General features: G+C 69.2%; 11 protein-coding genes and 3 pseudogenes. 7 read left to right on the forward strand and 7 right to left on the reverse strand.

Going from position 1 to position 14535, the window contains the following annotated elements:
• The first annotated feature begins 184 nt into the window (after positions 1 to 184).
• On the forward strand, positions 185 to 1495 hold the full coding sequence (locus tag ACSDR0_RS40610; RefSeq protein WP_435294284.1) for a WD40 repeat domain-containing protein: 1311 nt from the start codon (positions 185 to 187) through the stop codon (positions 1493 to 1495).
• A 137-nt stretch (positions 1496 to 1632) separates the two neighbouring features.
• Here the strand turns inward: ACSDR0_RS40610 and ACSDR0_RS40615 are convergent, their stop codons facing one another.
• From ACSDR0_RS40615 to ACSDR0_RS40630, 4 genes are all read right to left on the reverse strand, one after another.
• A complete protein-coding gene (locus tag ACSDR0_RS40615; RefSeq protein WP_435294285.1) occupies positions 1633 to 2526 on the reverse strand; it encodes a carbon-nitrogen hydrolase family protein in 894 nt (297 codons plus the stop codon).
• Between the two features lie 439 nt (positions 2527 to 2965).
• Complete coding sequence (locus tag ACSDR0_RS40620; protein WP_435294286.1) at positions 2966 to 3724, reverse strand: MerR family transcriptional regulator; 759 nt, start codon at positions 3722 to 3724, stop codon at positions 2966 to 2968.
• Between the two features lie 10 nt (positions 3725 to 3734).
• Positions 3735 to 4619, reverse strand: a complete 885-nt coding sequence (locus tag ACSDR0_RS40625; RefSeq protein ID WP_435294287.1) for a DUF2268 domain-containing protein — start codon at positions 4617 to 4619, stop codon at positions 3735 to 3737.
• A 162-nt stretch (positions 4620 to 4781) separates the two neighbouring features.
• Entirely contained in the window at positions 4782 to 5852 is a 1071-nt protein-coding gene (locus ACSDR0_RS40630; RefSeq protein ID WP_435294288.1) for a LysR family transcriptional regulator, read from the reverse strand.
• A 215-nt stretch (positions 5853 to 6067) separates the two neighbouring features.
• On the opposite strand from ACSDR0_RS40630, the pseudogene ACSDR0_RS40635 reads away from it, so the two are divergent.
• The 3 pseudogenes from ACSDR0_RS40635 to ACSDR0_RS40645 form a co-directional block, all read left to right on the forward strand.
• Positions 6068 to 7510: pseudogene (locus ACSDR0_RS40635) on the forward strand (MFS transporter).
• A 159-nt stretch (positions 7511 to 7669) separates the two neighbouring features.
• Positions 7670 to 9010: pseudogene (locus tag ACSDR0_RS40640) on the forward strand (serine hydrolase domain-containing protein); the annotation flags it as partial.
• Positions 9011 to 9235: 225 nt separating this feature from the next.
• A pseudogene (locus tag ACSDR0_RS40645) lies at positions 9236 to 9485 on the forward strand (Tn3 family transposase); the annotation flags it as partial.
• 6 nt (positions 9486 to 9491) lie between these two features.
• Here ACSDR0_RS40645 and ACSDR0_RS40650 read toward each other — a convergent pair.
• Positions 9492 to 10634 carry a hypothetical protein gene (locus ACSDR0_RS40650; RefSeq protein WP_435294289.1) on the reverse strand — a complete coding sequence of 381 codons (1143 nt, stop codon included), beginning with the start codon at positions 10632 to 10634 and terminating at the stop codon, positions 9492 to 9494.
• Between the two features lie 77 nt (positions 10635 to 10711).
• Here ACSDR0_RS40650 and ACSDR0_RS40655 point away from each other — a divergent pair, with 77 nt between their 5' ends.
• From ACSDR0_RS40655 to ACSDR0_RS40665, 3 genes are read left to right on the forward strand one after another with little or no spacing between them, the layout of a single operon-like run.
• Complete coding sequence (locus ACSDR0_RS40655; protein WP_435294313.1) at positions 10712 to 10840, forward strand: hypothetical protein; 129 nt, start codon at positions 10712 to 10714, stop codon at positions 10838 to 10840.
• Positions 10837 to 11061 carry a recombinase family protein gene (locus ACSDR0_RS40660; RefSeq protein WP_435294310.1) on the forward strand — a complete coding sequence of 75 codons (225 nt, stop codon included), beginning with the start codon at positions 10837 to 10839 and terminating at the stop codon, positions 11059 to 11061. Before ACSDR0_RS40655 ends, ACSDR0_RS40660 begins: the two co-directional genes overlap by 4 nt.
• The gene (locus ACSDR0_RS40665; protein WP_435294290.1) at positions 11012 to 11389 is read left to right on the forward strand and encodes a recombinase family protein; all 378 of its coding nucleotides are present in this window, start codon (positions 11012 to 11014) and stop codon (positions 11387 to 11389) included. Before ACSDR0_RS40660 ends, ACSDR0_RS40665 begins: the two co-directional genes overlap by 50 nt.
• A 157-nt stretch (positions 11390 to 11546) precedes the next feature.
• Here ACSDR0_RS40665 and ACSDR0_RS40670 read toward each other — a convergent pair whose 3' ends face one another.
• Positions 11547 to 12614 (reverse strand): hypothetical protein, encoded by a 1068-nt coding sequence (locus ACSDR0_RS40670; protein ID WP_435294291.1) that lies wholly within the window; start codon positions 12612 to 12614, stop codon positions 11547 to 11549.
• Between the two features lie 444 nt (positions 12615 to 13058).
• Positions 13059 to 14468: a hypothetical protein gene (locus ACSDR0_RS40675; RefSeq protein WP_435294292.1), complete on the reverse strand. Its 1410-nt coding sequence runs from the start codon at positions 14466 to 14468 to the stop codon at positions 13059 to 13061.
• Positions 14469 to 14535 lie beyond the last annotated feature (67 nt).

Below are 14535 nucleotides of genomic sequence, written 5' to 3' on the forward strand. Positions count from 1 at the left end.
TAGCTGCGAGTGCTCACCCGCTGGCGGCTGTCAGGCCCGAGTCTGCCGGAGTGGCGGACTCGTTAAGAGTGATTAGTGGCTGCGAGACGAGCGGCTCGCGGGCCTGGCCCCCCGTGAACGCCCCGCGGCGCTATCCACCGAGACGAGGTACGTCGCCGGCACCGCTGTCGAAAGACGGCTGCTTTTGACGGTCGACAAAGACGACGCGATGGCGCAGCTCTGGAACGTCGGCACCGGAGGCAGAACGGAGGTGGGTTCCGCGCTCTCCGCGACCGCCGCCGCATTGCCGGCCTCGAAGGAGACAGTCGTGATCGGTACGAGCAACGGCGAAGTGACCGTCCACGACACGAAATCCGGCGAAGCGCGGAGGCTGGGCTCATTCACCTGGCCCGTGATGAGTCTCTCGGTGTCCGGTGATGGCAGATATGTGGCTGCCGGGGCGCAGGACGGCGCGATCAGCCTGTTCGACACCGGCGCCAGCCGCACCGGGGGGACGGTCGCCGTCCCGGGTACCTGGAAGCCCGCCGACGTCGTGTTTTCCGGCCCGCTCGCCGTGCGGGCGAACGGCCAAACCACCGAGTTCTGGTCGCTGGGCGCGGCCGGAGCGCCGCCGCGGCGACAAGCCGTGCTTCCCCGAGCGTTTGATTCGTACACGAGCGCGATCTCCGTCAGCGGCGACGGCCGTCGCGCCGTCTTCTACGACGGAGGTCCGGGTACCCTTTCGCTCTGGGATCTTCGCAGCGAGAAGATGATCAGCCGGGCCCCGAAGCTGCGCGGCTTCGATCGGATGATGCAGCCCACCTTCCTCGCCGACGGAAGACACGCCGTGGCGGTGGCCAAGGAAGGCCTCGTCATCATGGACACGCAGGACTGGACGGCTGCCCCCCTCGAACCAGGAGACTTCTTCGATGTGCTCGCGGTCAGCGCGGATGCCCGCACCGTCGTCACCAAGGACGGCGATTCGGTCACCATCTGGCGGTGGCGCGACGACGACCTCGTACGAGTCCGCGATGTCGGCTTCGAATCGACCACCACCGACGTGACCCTCAGCCAGGACGGCGAGAGCGTCGCACTGGTCGACCGCGACGGCCATCTATTCGTCATCGACGTGGCCACCGGTGATGTGGCCACGAGCGGCAGGGTCGTGGGCGGAGGGCCGGAAGCCATCGTCTACAGCGGTGATGGCCGCGTCATCGTCCAGCTGGCCGACTTCGACGGTGACGTGGCCATGCAGTTCTGGGACACGCGCACCGCCGACCACCTCGGTGGGTGGACGTTCGGGCCGATCGGCGACGAGACGTTCGAATCCGACCTCGCTGTGACGCCCGATGAGAAGATCCTCGCCATCGCGGACGACGGACGGCTCCGGGTGCGCGAGGTCGGCGTGCAGGCCTGGCGCACCACCCTGTGCGCGGTCCTCGATGACCCGAGACCGGCGGCCGAGTACCGACGCTACCTGGACGGGCTGAGCGTCGAGGATCCCTGCCCGCGCTAACCTCGCGCGACGTCTCCTGGCCGGTTTGTTCGCGGCCGGTTGTTCACTTCCTCCCCTGCTCCTGGTGCTGTGACCGGAAACGTTCACCGGGTTGCGCGTCGTGCCGAAGCCCGACGCCGAGCGTCACGGTCGCACGATCAGAACGTCGTGCGCGTCTCGCTTCGGGGATCCCCCAGCACCATTCGATCGTCATAGAGCCCGGCACGTGCCAGACGACGCCACGGCCGAGCGAGGCGAACGGATACATCGATATCCGCGTCTGTCGCATCCAGGTCGATATCCGCCACGGCCAGCGCTGGTCGACCGTTTCCCGGACAGCGCGCGAGCCAGCGACCGCCTGGGGCGACGATCCCCGATGGCACGGTCGCACTGAACTGCGCCGGGATGGAGTACCCGATCCAGTAGCCATACAGCCTCCCGTACGCCTGTGCCACCATCGCTCGCGCCGCGTCATCGACCATCACCGACAGCAGCACGCAGTGCACGTTCAGGCGCTCGTACTCGGCGAACACCTCGGGGAACTCTGCCTCGATACATAGTGCGCATCCGAACCGGATGCCGTCGATCTCGAAGACGAGTGGGGACGAACCGGGCGAGTACATGAAAGAGACCTCGGTGTTCGACAAAAACCGCTTGTCGTACCGCGTGACCAACCGGCCCTGATCGCAGACCACGTACAGGCTGTTATGTGGCCGGTTCGGCGGGGTCAGCGGGTGGATCGAGCCGAAGGCGACCCAGAGCCCAAGCTTTCCCGCCAGGTCGGCGATCGACTCGGCCTCCTCGCGCAGCACGTCCCATGGGACCCGGCTCCAGTCCGACGCTTCGAGCACTCCAGGCGGCCCCGAAGACATCACGTGCTTGCTCGGATACGTGATCGCCCCTTCGGGAAACTGCACCAACCGCGCCCCGGCCGCGTCGGCTTCCCGCATCAGACTGCGCACTTCGGCACCACTCGCTCGCAGGGTCCCGGGATCGGTCGGATCCTCGGGCACCGTGCTCTGCGCGACCGCCAGCCGCAATGTCCTAGCCACCCGGGGACGATAGGGCATGTGGCGAGCGAGCGCCACCCGTCAGGACGGTGCGAGACTGTGGGCCGTCTCCGGCTTGGGCCGGGGTCAAATGAAGGACAGCGGACGGCATCGCCGATCGGCGGACAGGTGGACCTTGCTGGTCAGTCCGCTCCGGGAGCGGCCCAGCCGGGCTGCCGTCAGCCGGATCCTGCGCCGCTATGGGAAATATTCGGCCCGCTTACCCGGTGTTCCGCGCCTGGCTCGTTGACGACAGTGCCTTCGACGAGCCAGTGCAGGTTGCAGGCCCTGGGCGTCTCAGAAACGGTCTCTCTCAGAACGTTCCGGTCATGAGTGAAGGTTCTGGGAGGAGGTTCCGCGAGCGGCGACCTGGGCGGATGCCCCACTTGAACGAGAGGGGTGCCAGCCTCGCGTAATCGGTCGTTTCCGCGGACCATACGAGTTACATCCGGGTCCGCGCGTGCGCTTGCAGGGCGTCGCGGACGAACGTCGCCCCCGCGGCGTCGTCGTACATGCCAGCGAAGCGGGGGTCGTCGACGTACATGTCCCCCAGGCCCTTCACCATCTCGATCGAGCACTCCCGGTCGCCCTCGGCCGTGGGGGTACCCGGGATCTGGCTCAGCCACTGGACGTGCCGGGCAGCCAGTGACTGAGCGTGTTCCGATGTCGGAGAAACCCCGGCCTTCACCGCGGCGACCCATGCGGCGACGAGGTCCTCGCTGGCCTGCTTCCAGGCCAGCTGCTGGTCAAGGGTCTTACCGTGCCACCAGCCGTTGCTCACCTGGAACGCGCGCTCGCCCCAGCGTGAGATCACCTCGTTCTTGTAAAGGTCGTTGAACCCCGCCAACATGACGTCCATCCGCGGTTCCGCCCCCGCCTCCAGGGCCTCGAGCGTGTGACGCACAGACCGGATCTGCCGTTCGATGCGGTCGCGTTCCTCTTCCAGCGCGGCGATGTGGGCGCGGAACCCGTCGCACGTGTCCACCTCGTCGGCCAGGACCTCGGCGATGGCCGGCAAGCCCATGCCGAGCCGGCGCATGAGCAGGATCCGCTGTAGCCGGGCGACCGCGGTGGGGTTGTAGTAGCGGTACCCGTTCTCGCCGACCCGGGACGGGGCCAACAGCCCGAAGCGGTCGTAGTGACGCAGGGTGCGGCTGGTGATGCCGGCCCTCGTCGCGAGTTCCTGGATCGTCCACTCCATCGTTCCAGTGTTACCCGCGGCGGAGCGTGGTTGCGATGATCTCCGAGCTTTCGGCGTGCAGGGCCTGCGCCGCCGTCTGCCCGGTCGCCGCCAGGTAGGTGTCGACCAGCCGGTTGCCCGCGGCGTACCCGGCGCCCATCGGCAGTCCCACCGGGGTGAGGCCGAAGCGCTCGGCGCTGGGGTCGCCGTGTACCCAGGCGGTGAAGTTCTGCATGCCTGTCACGTCGAGCCCGGTGAGTACCTTGGTGAAGATCTCGTCGTCGTGCAGGTGCGGCACGCCGATGCGGGCGGGGCCGAGCTCGTCGCCGTAGAGCTGTCGGGCGAAGGCGTCGGCCAGGCCCTCGGAGACGATGTGCTCGCCGACCGTGACGGTCATCGGGTCCCACACGACCCCGCCCGGGCCGAACCGCAGGTTGTGGTTGAGTTCGTGCACGGCGGTGGCCTCCAGCCGCTCCACGTTCTCGGGGAAGGGCCAGAACGTGATGGCGATGTGGCCCGAGATGCCGCCGAACCCGGTCAATCCTTTGCAGGGGCCCATGAAGTGCTCGTCACCCGGATCGCCGAGGACGAACAGCACGGTGATGTCCGGGGCCTCCAGCCCCGGCGTCGCCTCCAGCAGTACGGCGAGAGCGTCGTCGAGCGCGCGTTGCATCCGCTCCCAGGCTCCGGCCGCCGCCAGGGTTTCGACCGCGTCGAGGCAACACTCCTCGTCGCGGTCGATGGGGAACCCGGACGTTTCGAGGTGTATGGCCACCAGGTCGACCTCGCCGGGGTTGTAGCGGTACATGCCCTTGTTGGGCTCCAGCATCGAACGCAGCAGGTCAACGCGGTCCGCGACCGGGGCCAGCAGGATCCGCCTCATGGCGGAATAGGTGTCAAGAACAGTGATCGACATGGCCCCGATGCTAGAAGTTGACGCAGCGTCAAGGTCAAACCAGCGGCGCTCTTCGTCAAGGTACGGCCGGCATGGGGGTGGCTGAGAAGCGCCGGGTCGGCGGACTGACCAGGCAACAGCGGGAGCGTCTGCTGCAGGCGCCGGCCGGCCGGTTGCCGAAGATCAGCCGAGCGTGGGCCTCATCTGCACGGGTGAGGCCCACCCCTTTAGAACCCCGAGCCCGCGGATGCTGACTGATGCGCGGCTGCAGGTGGCGCGGCCGCCGCCGGCTGGAGGAACGGGCCGGCCGCTCATGGTCTTCGTTGTGGCGACGTGCTGGTTGGGCGGCTGATCCGCGGCGTCCCCGCTGCGCTTGTCGGCGACTGTGAGGAGGGTCTGGACGAAGGCGTTCACCTTGGGGGTCTGCCCGGTGGCCGGCCACAGGAGTGCGTAGTCGAAGGGTGGGGCGTCGTGGAAGGGGACGAAGGCGAGGTCGGGCCGGGAGTAGTAGTCGGCGGCGAGGGCGGAGGTGGGGCAGACTCCTTTGCCCGCGCCGACCAGTGAGAGGACTTCCTGCCATGCGACGGTCGCCGGGCCGCGGGGGATGGGTTTGCCCGCGGGGGTGTGGCCTGGGAGGTGGAAGTCCAGCCAGTACTGCGGCGGACCGGTGATCGTGATCAGCTGAACGTGCGCGAGATCTTCGAGTGAGATGGACGGGCGTCCGGCGAAGGGGTGGCCGGCTGGGACGACGAGGGCACGTGGGATGGAGAAGATGGTGGGCCCGGTGGTGATGTCGGGTTCGTCGGCCGGGAGTTCGGTGAGCTGGAGGTCGAGTTCCCGCGCGCGTAGCAGTGCGAATCCGTCGTTGAGCGGCAGCTCCTGGATCTGGATGTCGCAGTCGGGGTGGCTGGCTTTGAACGCGTCGGCGGCCTTGACGATGAGGTTGCCGCACCAGGCGGCGGAGAACCCCACGCGCAGCGTGCCGGTGATGCCGCGGCCGACCGCGATCGCCTTGGCGATCGCCTCCTGGATCTGCCGGTAGCCGGGGAGCAGGTCGTCGCGGAACTGCCGTCCGGCCGGGGTGAGGCTCACCTGCCGGCTGGTGCGCTTGAACAGCGCGGTGCCGAGCCCGCGTTCCTGCTTTTTGATCGCTTGGCTGATGCGTGCCGGGGACACGTGGAGCCGCTCGGCGGTGCGACCGAAATGGAGCTCCTCGGCCAAGGTCAGGAAGATCTCGATGTCGCGCAGCTCCACCCTGGCCCCCGGTTCATAAACCTCTGTGTTAACCAACCTTACGGGATCTCCCGTTGTTCTCCGCCCTGGCCAGGGCGAATGCTTGACCCCGTCGCCGGTGGTTTCGACCGGTGACGCCGGTGGAGCACATCGAAAGGGCGGCCTGGCATGATCTTTGTTCGCATCGCGGTACGGCGTCGGGCGCAGGCGCCGATGACCGAGCCTGAGTTGGCGTCATGAACGTCATCGCCACCTCTGTGTCGCTGAACGTCGCCGACGTCCCGGCCGCCAGCCGGTTCTTCACCACCCACCTCGGTTTCCGGGAACTCGTGGTCGCCGAGGGCGTCGTCTGCCTCGGCCGTGACGACGCCGCGGCCGACATCGTCCTGCTGTCGCGCGATGGCGAGCCGCCGTACCCGCAGGGCACGGCGGAGGTGATCGTGTCCTTCACCGTCTCCGGCATCGCCGCCCGCGCCCTCATGGAGGTCGGCGGTGCGCTGATCATGCCGAGCACGTTGTCCATCCTGATCACCGTGTTCGACGACGCCGAACGGCGTAAGGCCATGGCCGCCTGGAGCGCGGTCGCCATGCTTGGCCTGGTCGGCGGCCCGGTGCTGGGCGGAGTGCTGATCGCCTGGTTCTGGTAGGGCGCGGTGTTCCTGATCAACGTGCCGATCGTGGTGCTGGCGATCGTCGCGGCGCTGGCGTTGATGCCGGAGTCCAAGGGGCCGCGGAGCAAGCCCGATCCGCTGGGGGCGATCTTGTCGGTGGTCGGCATGACCGCCCTGGTCTGGACGATCATCGAACTGCCGAACCATGGGCTTGCCCACCCGGTCACGGCCGTCGCCACGGTGCTCGCCGTGCTCGCGCTGACCGGCTTCGTGGTGTGGGAGCTGCGCACTGCGCATCCGATGGTGCCCCTTGCCCTGTTCCGCGACCGTACCTTCAGCGGCGGCAGCCTCTCGCTGACCCTGGTGCAGATCGGCAACGGCGGGCTGCTGCTGGTGCTCACCCAGTACCTGCAGTACGTGCTCGGCTACACGCCCACCCAGGCCGGGCTGGCCTTCATCCCGATGGCGATCGCCTCGCTGTCCTTCAACACGCTGGGCGCCACCTTCGGCTCCAGGATCGGCAACCGGGTTCTGATCGTCTTCGGGTTGACCGTGATGGCCTGCGGATTCGGCCTGCTGTCTGCGGCCTCCGCCGAGTACGGCTTCGTCCTGCCGGCCGCGGCCCTGCTCCTGCTGGGCGCCGGTGGCGGTCTGGCGATGCCCGCCGCCGTCTCCGCTCTGATGGGCACCGTCCCCGCCGAACAGGCAGGCGTCGGCTCCGCGCTCAACGACACCATCCAGCAGATGGGCGCCGCCCTCGGCATCGCGGTGCTGGGCAGCGTCCTTGCCGGCACCTACACCGCCGCCATGCCGGCCACCGCCCCCGAGGCGGCCCGCCGCTCGATCGCCGACGCGCTCACCACCGCGGGCCGCAACGGCGACACCGGACTCGGGCAGGCGGCCCGCGAGGCGTTCACCACCGCCATGTCCGCCGCTTTCATGATCAGCGCGGCCGGAGTCCTGGCGGCGGCCCTGCTCGCCCTGATCGTGATGCGCCCGCGCCCCACCCGGCCGCCCCTGCCCGACCACCACCAGACGCCGGAACCCGTCCTGGCCCCGAGCCACTGATCTTCACCACTCGTCTTTCGCACCTCACCTTCAGGAGAACTCATGTCGGAAAAGCTGAGCTGGAACGCCGAAGGCGACTGGTAGGCCAAGGGTGGCTGGGGAACACTCGACTCCGCGGGCCGCGGCTTCTACCTCAAGCACTGGCAGGACCGGCTTGACGAGTTGCGCGCCGCCCACCACGTCCCCGGAGCGGCCTTGGCCGTGCTGGCCGGCGGCGAGATCCACGAGCTGGCCAGCGGGGTGCTGCATCGGGGCACGGGGGTGGAGACGACGACGGACTCGGTGTTCCTGTCCGGTTCGATCGCCAAGGTCTACACCGCCACGCTCGTCATGCGGCTGATCGACGAGGGCCGGCTGAGCCTGGACACGCGGGTGTCCGACGTGCTGCCCGAGTTCGCCACCCCCGACCCCGCCGCGACCAGGGCGATCACCGTACGGCAGTTGCTGTCGCACACCGGCGGCGTCACCAACGACTTCAACCACGACAGCGGCCGCGGCGACGACTGTCTCGCCAAGTACGTCCAGGCCGCCAGGGACGTGCCGCTGGACTGCCCGCCCGGGACCGCGATCTCCTACGGCGGCCTGGGCTACGTCGTGCTCGGCCGGCTCATCGAGGTGCTCACCGGCCGAACCTGGGACCAGGTGCTCAGGGACCTGCTGTTCACCCCGCTCGGCCTGGAGCGTTCGATGACCCTGCCGGAGGAGGCGCTGCGCTTCCGGACGGCGATGAGCCACCTGGGCGACGCCGGCGCCGCCCCCGACCCGGCACCGGTCTGGGACCTGATGCCGCGCTCGGCCGGCCCGGCCGGCCGCGTCATCGTCTCCGCCGGGGACGTCGCCCGATTCGCCCGGATGCACCTGGACGGCGGCCTCGCCTCCGACGGCACCCGCGTCATGTCAGCCCAGGCCGTGGCGGCGATGCAGCGCCGTGAGGTCGACGTGCCGTACAAGTGGACCGTCAGCGCCGACGGCTGGGGCCTGGGATGGACCCTGTACGACTGGGACGGCATCGCCGGCTACGGCCACGACGGCGCCGCCATCGGCCAGTACGCCTACCTGCGCGTCGTGCCGCAGGCCGGCGTGGCCGTCGTCTTGCTCACCAACGGCGGCGGCGCCCGTCAGCTCTACGCCGACCTGTTCGCCGAACTGCTGGCCGAGCTGGCCGGGGTGCGCGTGCCGGACGCCTTCGCACCCGCGCAAAACCCGCCCGCCGTGGACATGACGGCGCTGGTGGGCACCTACCGGCGCGAAGGCCTGGTCATTACCGTCACCCAGCACGACGGCGGCGGCGCACGCATGCTCTACAAGTTCGTCGACGGCATGAAGGACCTCTCCCCGCCGCTGGACATGGAACTGACCCCGCTCTCACAGACGGTGTTCGCCGCCTCGGGCGCCGGCCCCTCCTTCAGCGAGGACTACATGCCCGTGGTCTTCTCCACCCTGACCAACGGAACCCGGGTCTGCTACGTCGGCATGCGAGCCACCCCCAAGATCGGCTGACCCCGCAGCCGACGACGCCGGCCCGGCGGCTGGGCGCACACCACCAACGGCACGCGCTCAGCCGCCGGCCTGCGAAGTACTTGGGAGTCGCCGACGGGAGCTGATCACCGCCCGCGAGATCGCCGGCCTGGACCTGGCCCAACTAGGGGGACAGACCAAGTACGCCGGAAAATCGCTGAGGACGAGGCACCCGCGCTGAAGCGGCGCCGTGGCTCCACCGCGGCCAAGGCCGCCAAGCACCTGTCCGGCATCTCGGCCCGGGAGCTGTCGACGGTGCGTAACCGGCACATCGACCTCGCCGAGCTGAACGCCGCGATCACCTGCGTCGTCAACGCTTTTGCCGAACTCGATGTGGTCAAGGCGTGGGGGGACGGCAGCGCGACGGCCTCCGACGGCACCCAGGTGGAGACCTACATCGACAACCTGCTGGCCGAGACGTCCATCCGGTACGGCGGGGGTGGGCGGCATCGCCTACCCCTCCTCAGCGCCTCATCCAGATCCACCCACTGCTGTCCTCGTCGAAGGAGGGGTTGCCGCCGACCGCGAGCACCTGGTCGCCTCCGGGGACCTTGGCCATGTCGAATACCGCGGGCGCGTTGTTGATCCTGGGCGCCTTCTCGTATGTCCAAGATCGGCCGTCGAAGTGGAGCAGAATGCGATGGTCGTCGTAGGCGTAGTTGGAGGCGCCGAGCCATACCCCGCCATGGCCGTCCGGCGCCACGGATCCGAACGAGGTCGCCCCCGCTGGGACGCCGCCGGCCAGGTTCCATCGGCCGCCATCCCAGCGCATTAGCAGCGCGGCCTGGCGGCGGCCTGGCCACAGGACCGAGCCTGCGACCCATACCTCCCGCGCCGACATCGCCACGACGTCGCGGAACTCGACCTTCGCGCCGCTGAGCGACGGCGGCGTATGCACGGCTCTCCAGCGGCGTCCGTCCCAGTGCTCGATCACGGAAACGTCGCCCAGATCACCGCCGGCGAGTGCCCACAGGTCGTCCGGGGCGGCTGCGCTTAACCTGCTTATGTAGGGCGAGGGGGAGGAAACCTCGGACCAGCCTGACGGAGACCAGCGCGCGAGGGGGAGGGGACGCCAGGACGGACTGCTCCGCGTGCCGACGTTCTGTGTGCCGGCGACCCACACGTCGGCAGGTCCGGCGACGACGGCGTCCTCCACGACGACCGAGCGCGGCCAGGGCGGTCGTCCCCGGCCTGACCACCGGTGGCCGTCCCAGCGCCACGCGTCCGCGTCCCGATCGAAGATCCAGACGTTGGTCGCGGACGTTCCGGACACCACCTTGGGATACCACAGCCCCTCCGGTGGGCGCGTGGACCGCCATACGCGGCCGTCCCAGCGCTGCAAACTGCCGCCATGCCGGCCGACACTCTCGCCGTCGGTACCCACCGCCCACGCCTCGCCGGGCGCGGTCGCGACGACCCTGGTCATCTCGGCGCCCCCACCGCCCGTCTCCGTCCACACTCCCGCGGACAAAGACAGGCCCCCCTCGGCCGGAGTGCTGCGGCCCGGCGCTCTCCCCGAGGAGTCCTGCGAGTCCGCGGCGCCGTCGCCTGAGCATCCCGCCGCGGCGACGCTCAGCACCGCGATCGCGGCCAGTCGCCTGATCATGAGCGGATTGTACGGAAACCGTGCCATGGAGCAGGAGCGGGGGCAGAGTGTGATGGAACGAAAACGCAATGACGGCTGTGACGACCATTTCCGATCCACCCGCCGACTTGCTCGCCGCCTTCCCCGCCCGTCCCAGCGACATCCGCATCGGCTGTGCCCGGGTCTCCACCGGCGGCCAAAGCTCGAACGCCGACTCGACGCCCTGACCGCCGCCGGATGCCGCCGCGTCTTCGCCGACACCAGGTCCGGCAAGGACGTCGACCGGCCCGAACTGAAGGCCTGCCACGCCTTTCTGACCGCCGGCGGCACGCTCACCGTTCCTTCGCCGGACCGCTACGGCCGCTCCCTGGCCGATCTGATCACCATGTCTGATCACCATGGTCGGCGAACCACGCCGCCGCGAGATCGGCTTCACCTCGCTCCATGAAAGCCTCGACACCACCACCCCGGGCGGGCGACTGGTCTTTCACGTCTTCGCCGCGCCGGCCGAGTTCATCCGGGAACTCATCGTCGCCGGCACCCGGGAGGGTTTGGCCGCGGCCAAGGCGCGTGGCCGGGTCGGTGGCCGCCCTACCGTGGTCACCCCAGACCTGCTGCGCGCCGCCCGGGACATGCCGCCCAATCCCGAACATTCGGTGACCTCGATCGCCAAACTCCTCGGGGTGAGTCCGGGCACGCTCTACAACCACATCCCCAACCTGCGCGAGTTGCGCGCCGCATGCCGCCCCGCCGAGTTGGCAACAGGCAGCCGCTGATCCGCACTCCCGATCAGCGCGGGCTCTGATCAGCCCATTGCCTCTTTCCGGCGTACTTGGTCTGCCCCCCGACCAGGGCCTCCAGGTAGTGGTCCAGCTCGGCAGCGACTTCTGGCGGCAGCGGCGGTCAGGCATGGTTCGGATCGCCGCAACCGACTCAGCGGCCGTGGGCCCAGATCAAACCGCCGCGGCCGGAAGGTGCCGCGCCGACCGCCCAGACGGAACCGCTCTCCGGCTGGATGGCGAGGTCACGGACGAACGCGTTCTGGTTCGGCGGAGCCGGAAAGGCGCCCGGCTCGACACTGTCGGCGCCGATGTGCAGAAACCCGCTGCCTCCGCCCTTGGCGTCGTAGACGACCCAGGCCCCGCCTCTGCCGTCGGGCTCCGCCTGGGCGCGCGGCTGGATGCCCGGTTCACCACGGACCTCGAAGTCAAAGCCGCCCAGATAGCCCGACAGCAGCAAGGTCTCACCGCAGAAGGAGCGCTTCGCACTGCCGCACGGCCAGGCGACCCAGCCGACGGCCATCACCCGGCCGGTCTCACCGTCGACCGCGACATCCGTCAACTCCGAGATCTGGCCCGAGCGTGCGGACGGAATCGCGGGAAGCGCAACCGCGCGCCAGGCCGTGCCGGTCCAGCGGGCCAGAGCCGCCGTGCCCCGCACCGAGCCCGCCGCCCACTTGCCGTCGAGTCCTCTGACCACAATCGGCGTGTCGACCTTGCGCCACACCGACCCGGCCAGGCGCCGCAGCGTGGACCGCGCCTTCCACCCGGCGCCACCGGCCGCGGAGAACGTATTTGAGTTCTCGATGACCCACAGGTTCTTGCCGATGGCGTACGCCCGATCCACCCGGCCATAGCGCCATCGCTTGACCTGCCAGCGCTTGCCGTCCCACCGGGCGTACCGCGACGCGCCGAACGCCCAGACCCTGGTGTCGGACGCCGACGTCAGCCGCTTCACCCGGAAGCCCGGCCCGGTGACCCGCTTGAAGGTGGACCGGCCGCCCTTGAGCAGGAGCGACTCGGTGCGACTCGATCCGCGATCCGGGCGCCTCGTCCCGGCGACCCAGACCGCCCCACCCGGCGTCACCGTCACCGCGTCGTAGGAGTCACGGCGGTGGTCATGGACGACGCTCCACTGACCGGCCGGTGCCACGGCGTGGGCGGTGGCCGGCCCGGCGGCGACGAAAAAGGCGACGGCTGCGGCGGTGCCGCGAAACAACATTCCCATAAGGATGAGACGCGCCTTTCAGAGGAAAAGTTTGCATGCGGCAGGTCGGGAGGTGGCGAGTCCGGACCTGCACCCCGGCCGTCTCCGCTGGGCGTGAGGGTGATGGGGTGAAATCCTGCTCATCGGGGTCGGCCGCGCGGTCACATGCACTGCAAGATCATCCGCTACTGCCAGCTTCGATGACTCGCCCGGCGTCACTGACCCTGGGCTGTTCCTCCTGGGGGTCGCTCTCGTTGTCAAACTGAATGGCTGCGGCGAAGAGGACCTCACGCGTGACGCGCCCGGATGGCTCGCGCACGGCGGGTCGCGCGGCTGTCGTCTTCATGCCAGTGCTGGTCAACGACACCGTGACGTCGGGGATGTACGCGATAACGGCCCCTTACCCGGTACACCGCCCCGCCCTACGGTGTCCTTCTGGCGTACTCCGGCCGCCCCCGCTCACGAAACGTCTCTTCGCGGACCTCTCAGCTTGATCACCGCGAGGACGCCCATGGAAATCGTCGCCAGCCCTAGGGTGATGGACAGGCCGACGGCCGATGCGTAGTACTCCAGTCCCCCGGCGCTCCACACGTAGAAGGGCGTCATGATCGCGTAATGGACGACGGCTGCGGTGACCGTACCGACCGCCCACACCCGAAGCCGTGTTCCGCCCCGCACCGCGCTCATGATCATGACAGTCGCGCCGGCGGGCACCAGCACCGCGGCGAGGAGCACGGCGAACGGGTTGAACAGGATCGGCGTGTTCATCCCCGAATGAAACGCCCAGACTCCCACCCATAGCGCCAGCGCGGCCTTGGCGAAGTCAGACCTTCGCACACCGCATCCGAGCGTCACCAGTCCCGCCGCGAGAGCGGCCAGCAGCGCCACGGCGGGGACGGAGTCCGGGTATCTTCCCGGCGCTGTCAGCGACACCGCGTTCGAGGAGTCGAATCCCTTCTCCGCCCAGCCCAGCCGACGCCAGGCACCCGAGGCGTCCCGCAGGGCGATTCCGTCCGCACCATTGGCCACGACCACGACGTATCCGCCGGAGAGCTTCCCGACCGCGATCCCCAACGACGCGACGACCTCGGCGTGCTCGGGGTGCTCAGGCGCGTGAGCCCTCGCCAGCCGGTCCTGGTCGCGGGGAGAGATCTCCCACGCCGTCACCCACCGGCCGTTCCTGGACTCCTCGACCTTGAGCCTGGTGGGGACGATCCGGTAACAGCGGTCCGGTCGCCCAGGCACGCAGGCCGACATCCTCGGAACGGCAGGCACCGGACCGTCCCAGCCCGACCACGAATTCCCGGCGTCGGCGGAGGCGAGGCCCGCCCCGACGGATGGGCCGGGTGACAGGCCCCCGCGGGTCGCAACGACGATCACGTCGTCGATCACGTCGACCGCATAGGCGCTGTGCGGCTTGTAGATCTCCACCTGGCCGGTCGCCGCCACGGCCAGCACGGTGACGGGAACGACGATCACGGCCCGTGCGAGCCGTACGGCTCGCACGTCGGGATGCTTCCAGATCCACCAGGCGACGTACAGGGCGGGCAAGGCGATGAGGTCGACGGGATCGGCCAGGACCCGGGAGGGACCCCAGACGAGGGTCCAGGCTTGCGAGGCGAGGGCTGCGCCGACGGCGGTGGTCTTGACCAGGGTGAAGGCCGCGCCGGTGAGCAGGATGGATGCGCAGGGGCGGCGGATGAGCAGGTTGAGCAGGGGCGGGGCGACGATCAGCCCGGCGACGTCACTGAGCTTCCCGGTCACCAGGCCAGGCCACAGCGGCTTGAGGAGGTGGTCGTTGAGCAGCAGGACTACCACGGCGATCACGGTCAGGGGGTGACCGATCCAGGCCAGAGCCGAATTCTTCATACCCGGAGAGATGAGGAGAGATCACGCGTCGTTCGCTTCGGTCCGCATTCGTGATCAACCTGCCGTC

The organism is Streptosporangium sp. G11, from assembly GCF_051192615.1.
In the GTDB taxonomy this organism is placed as follows: Bacteria; Actinomycetota; Actinomycetes; order Streptosporangiales; family Streptosporangiaceae; genus Streptosporangium.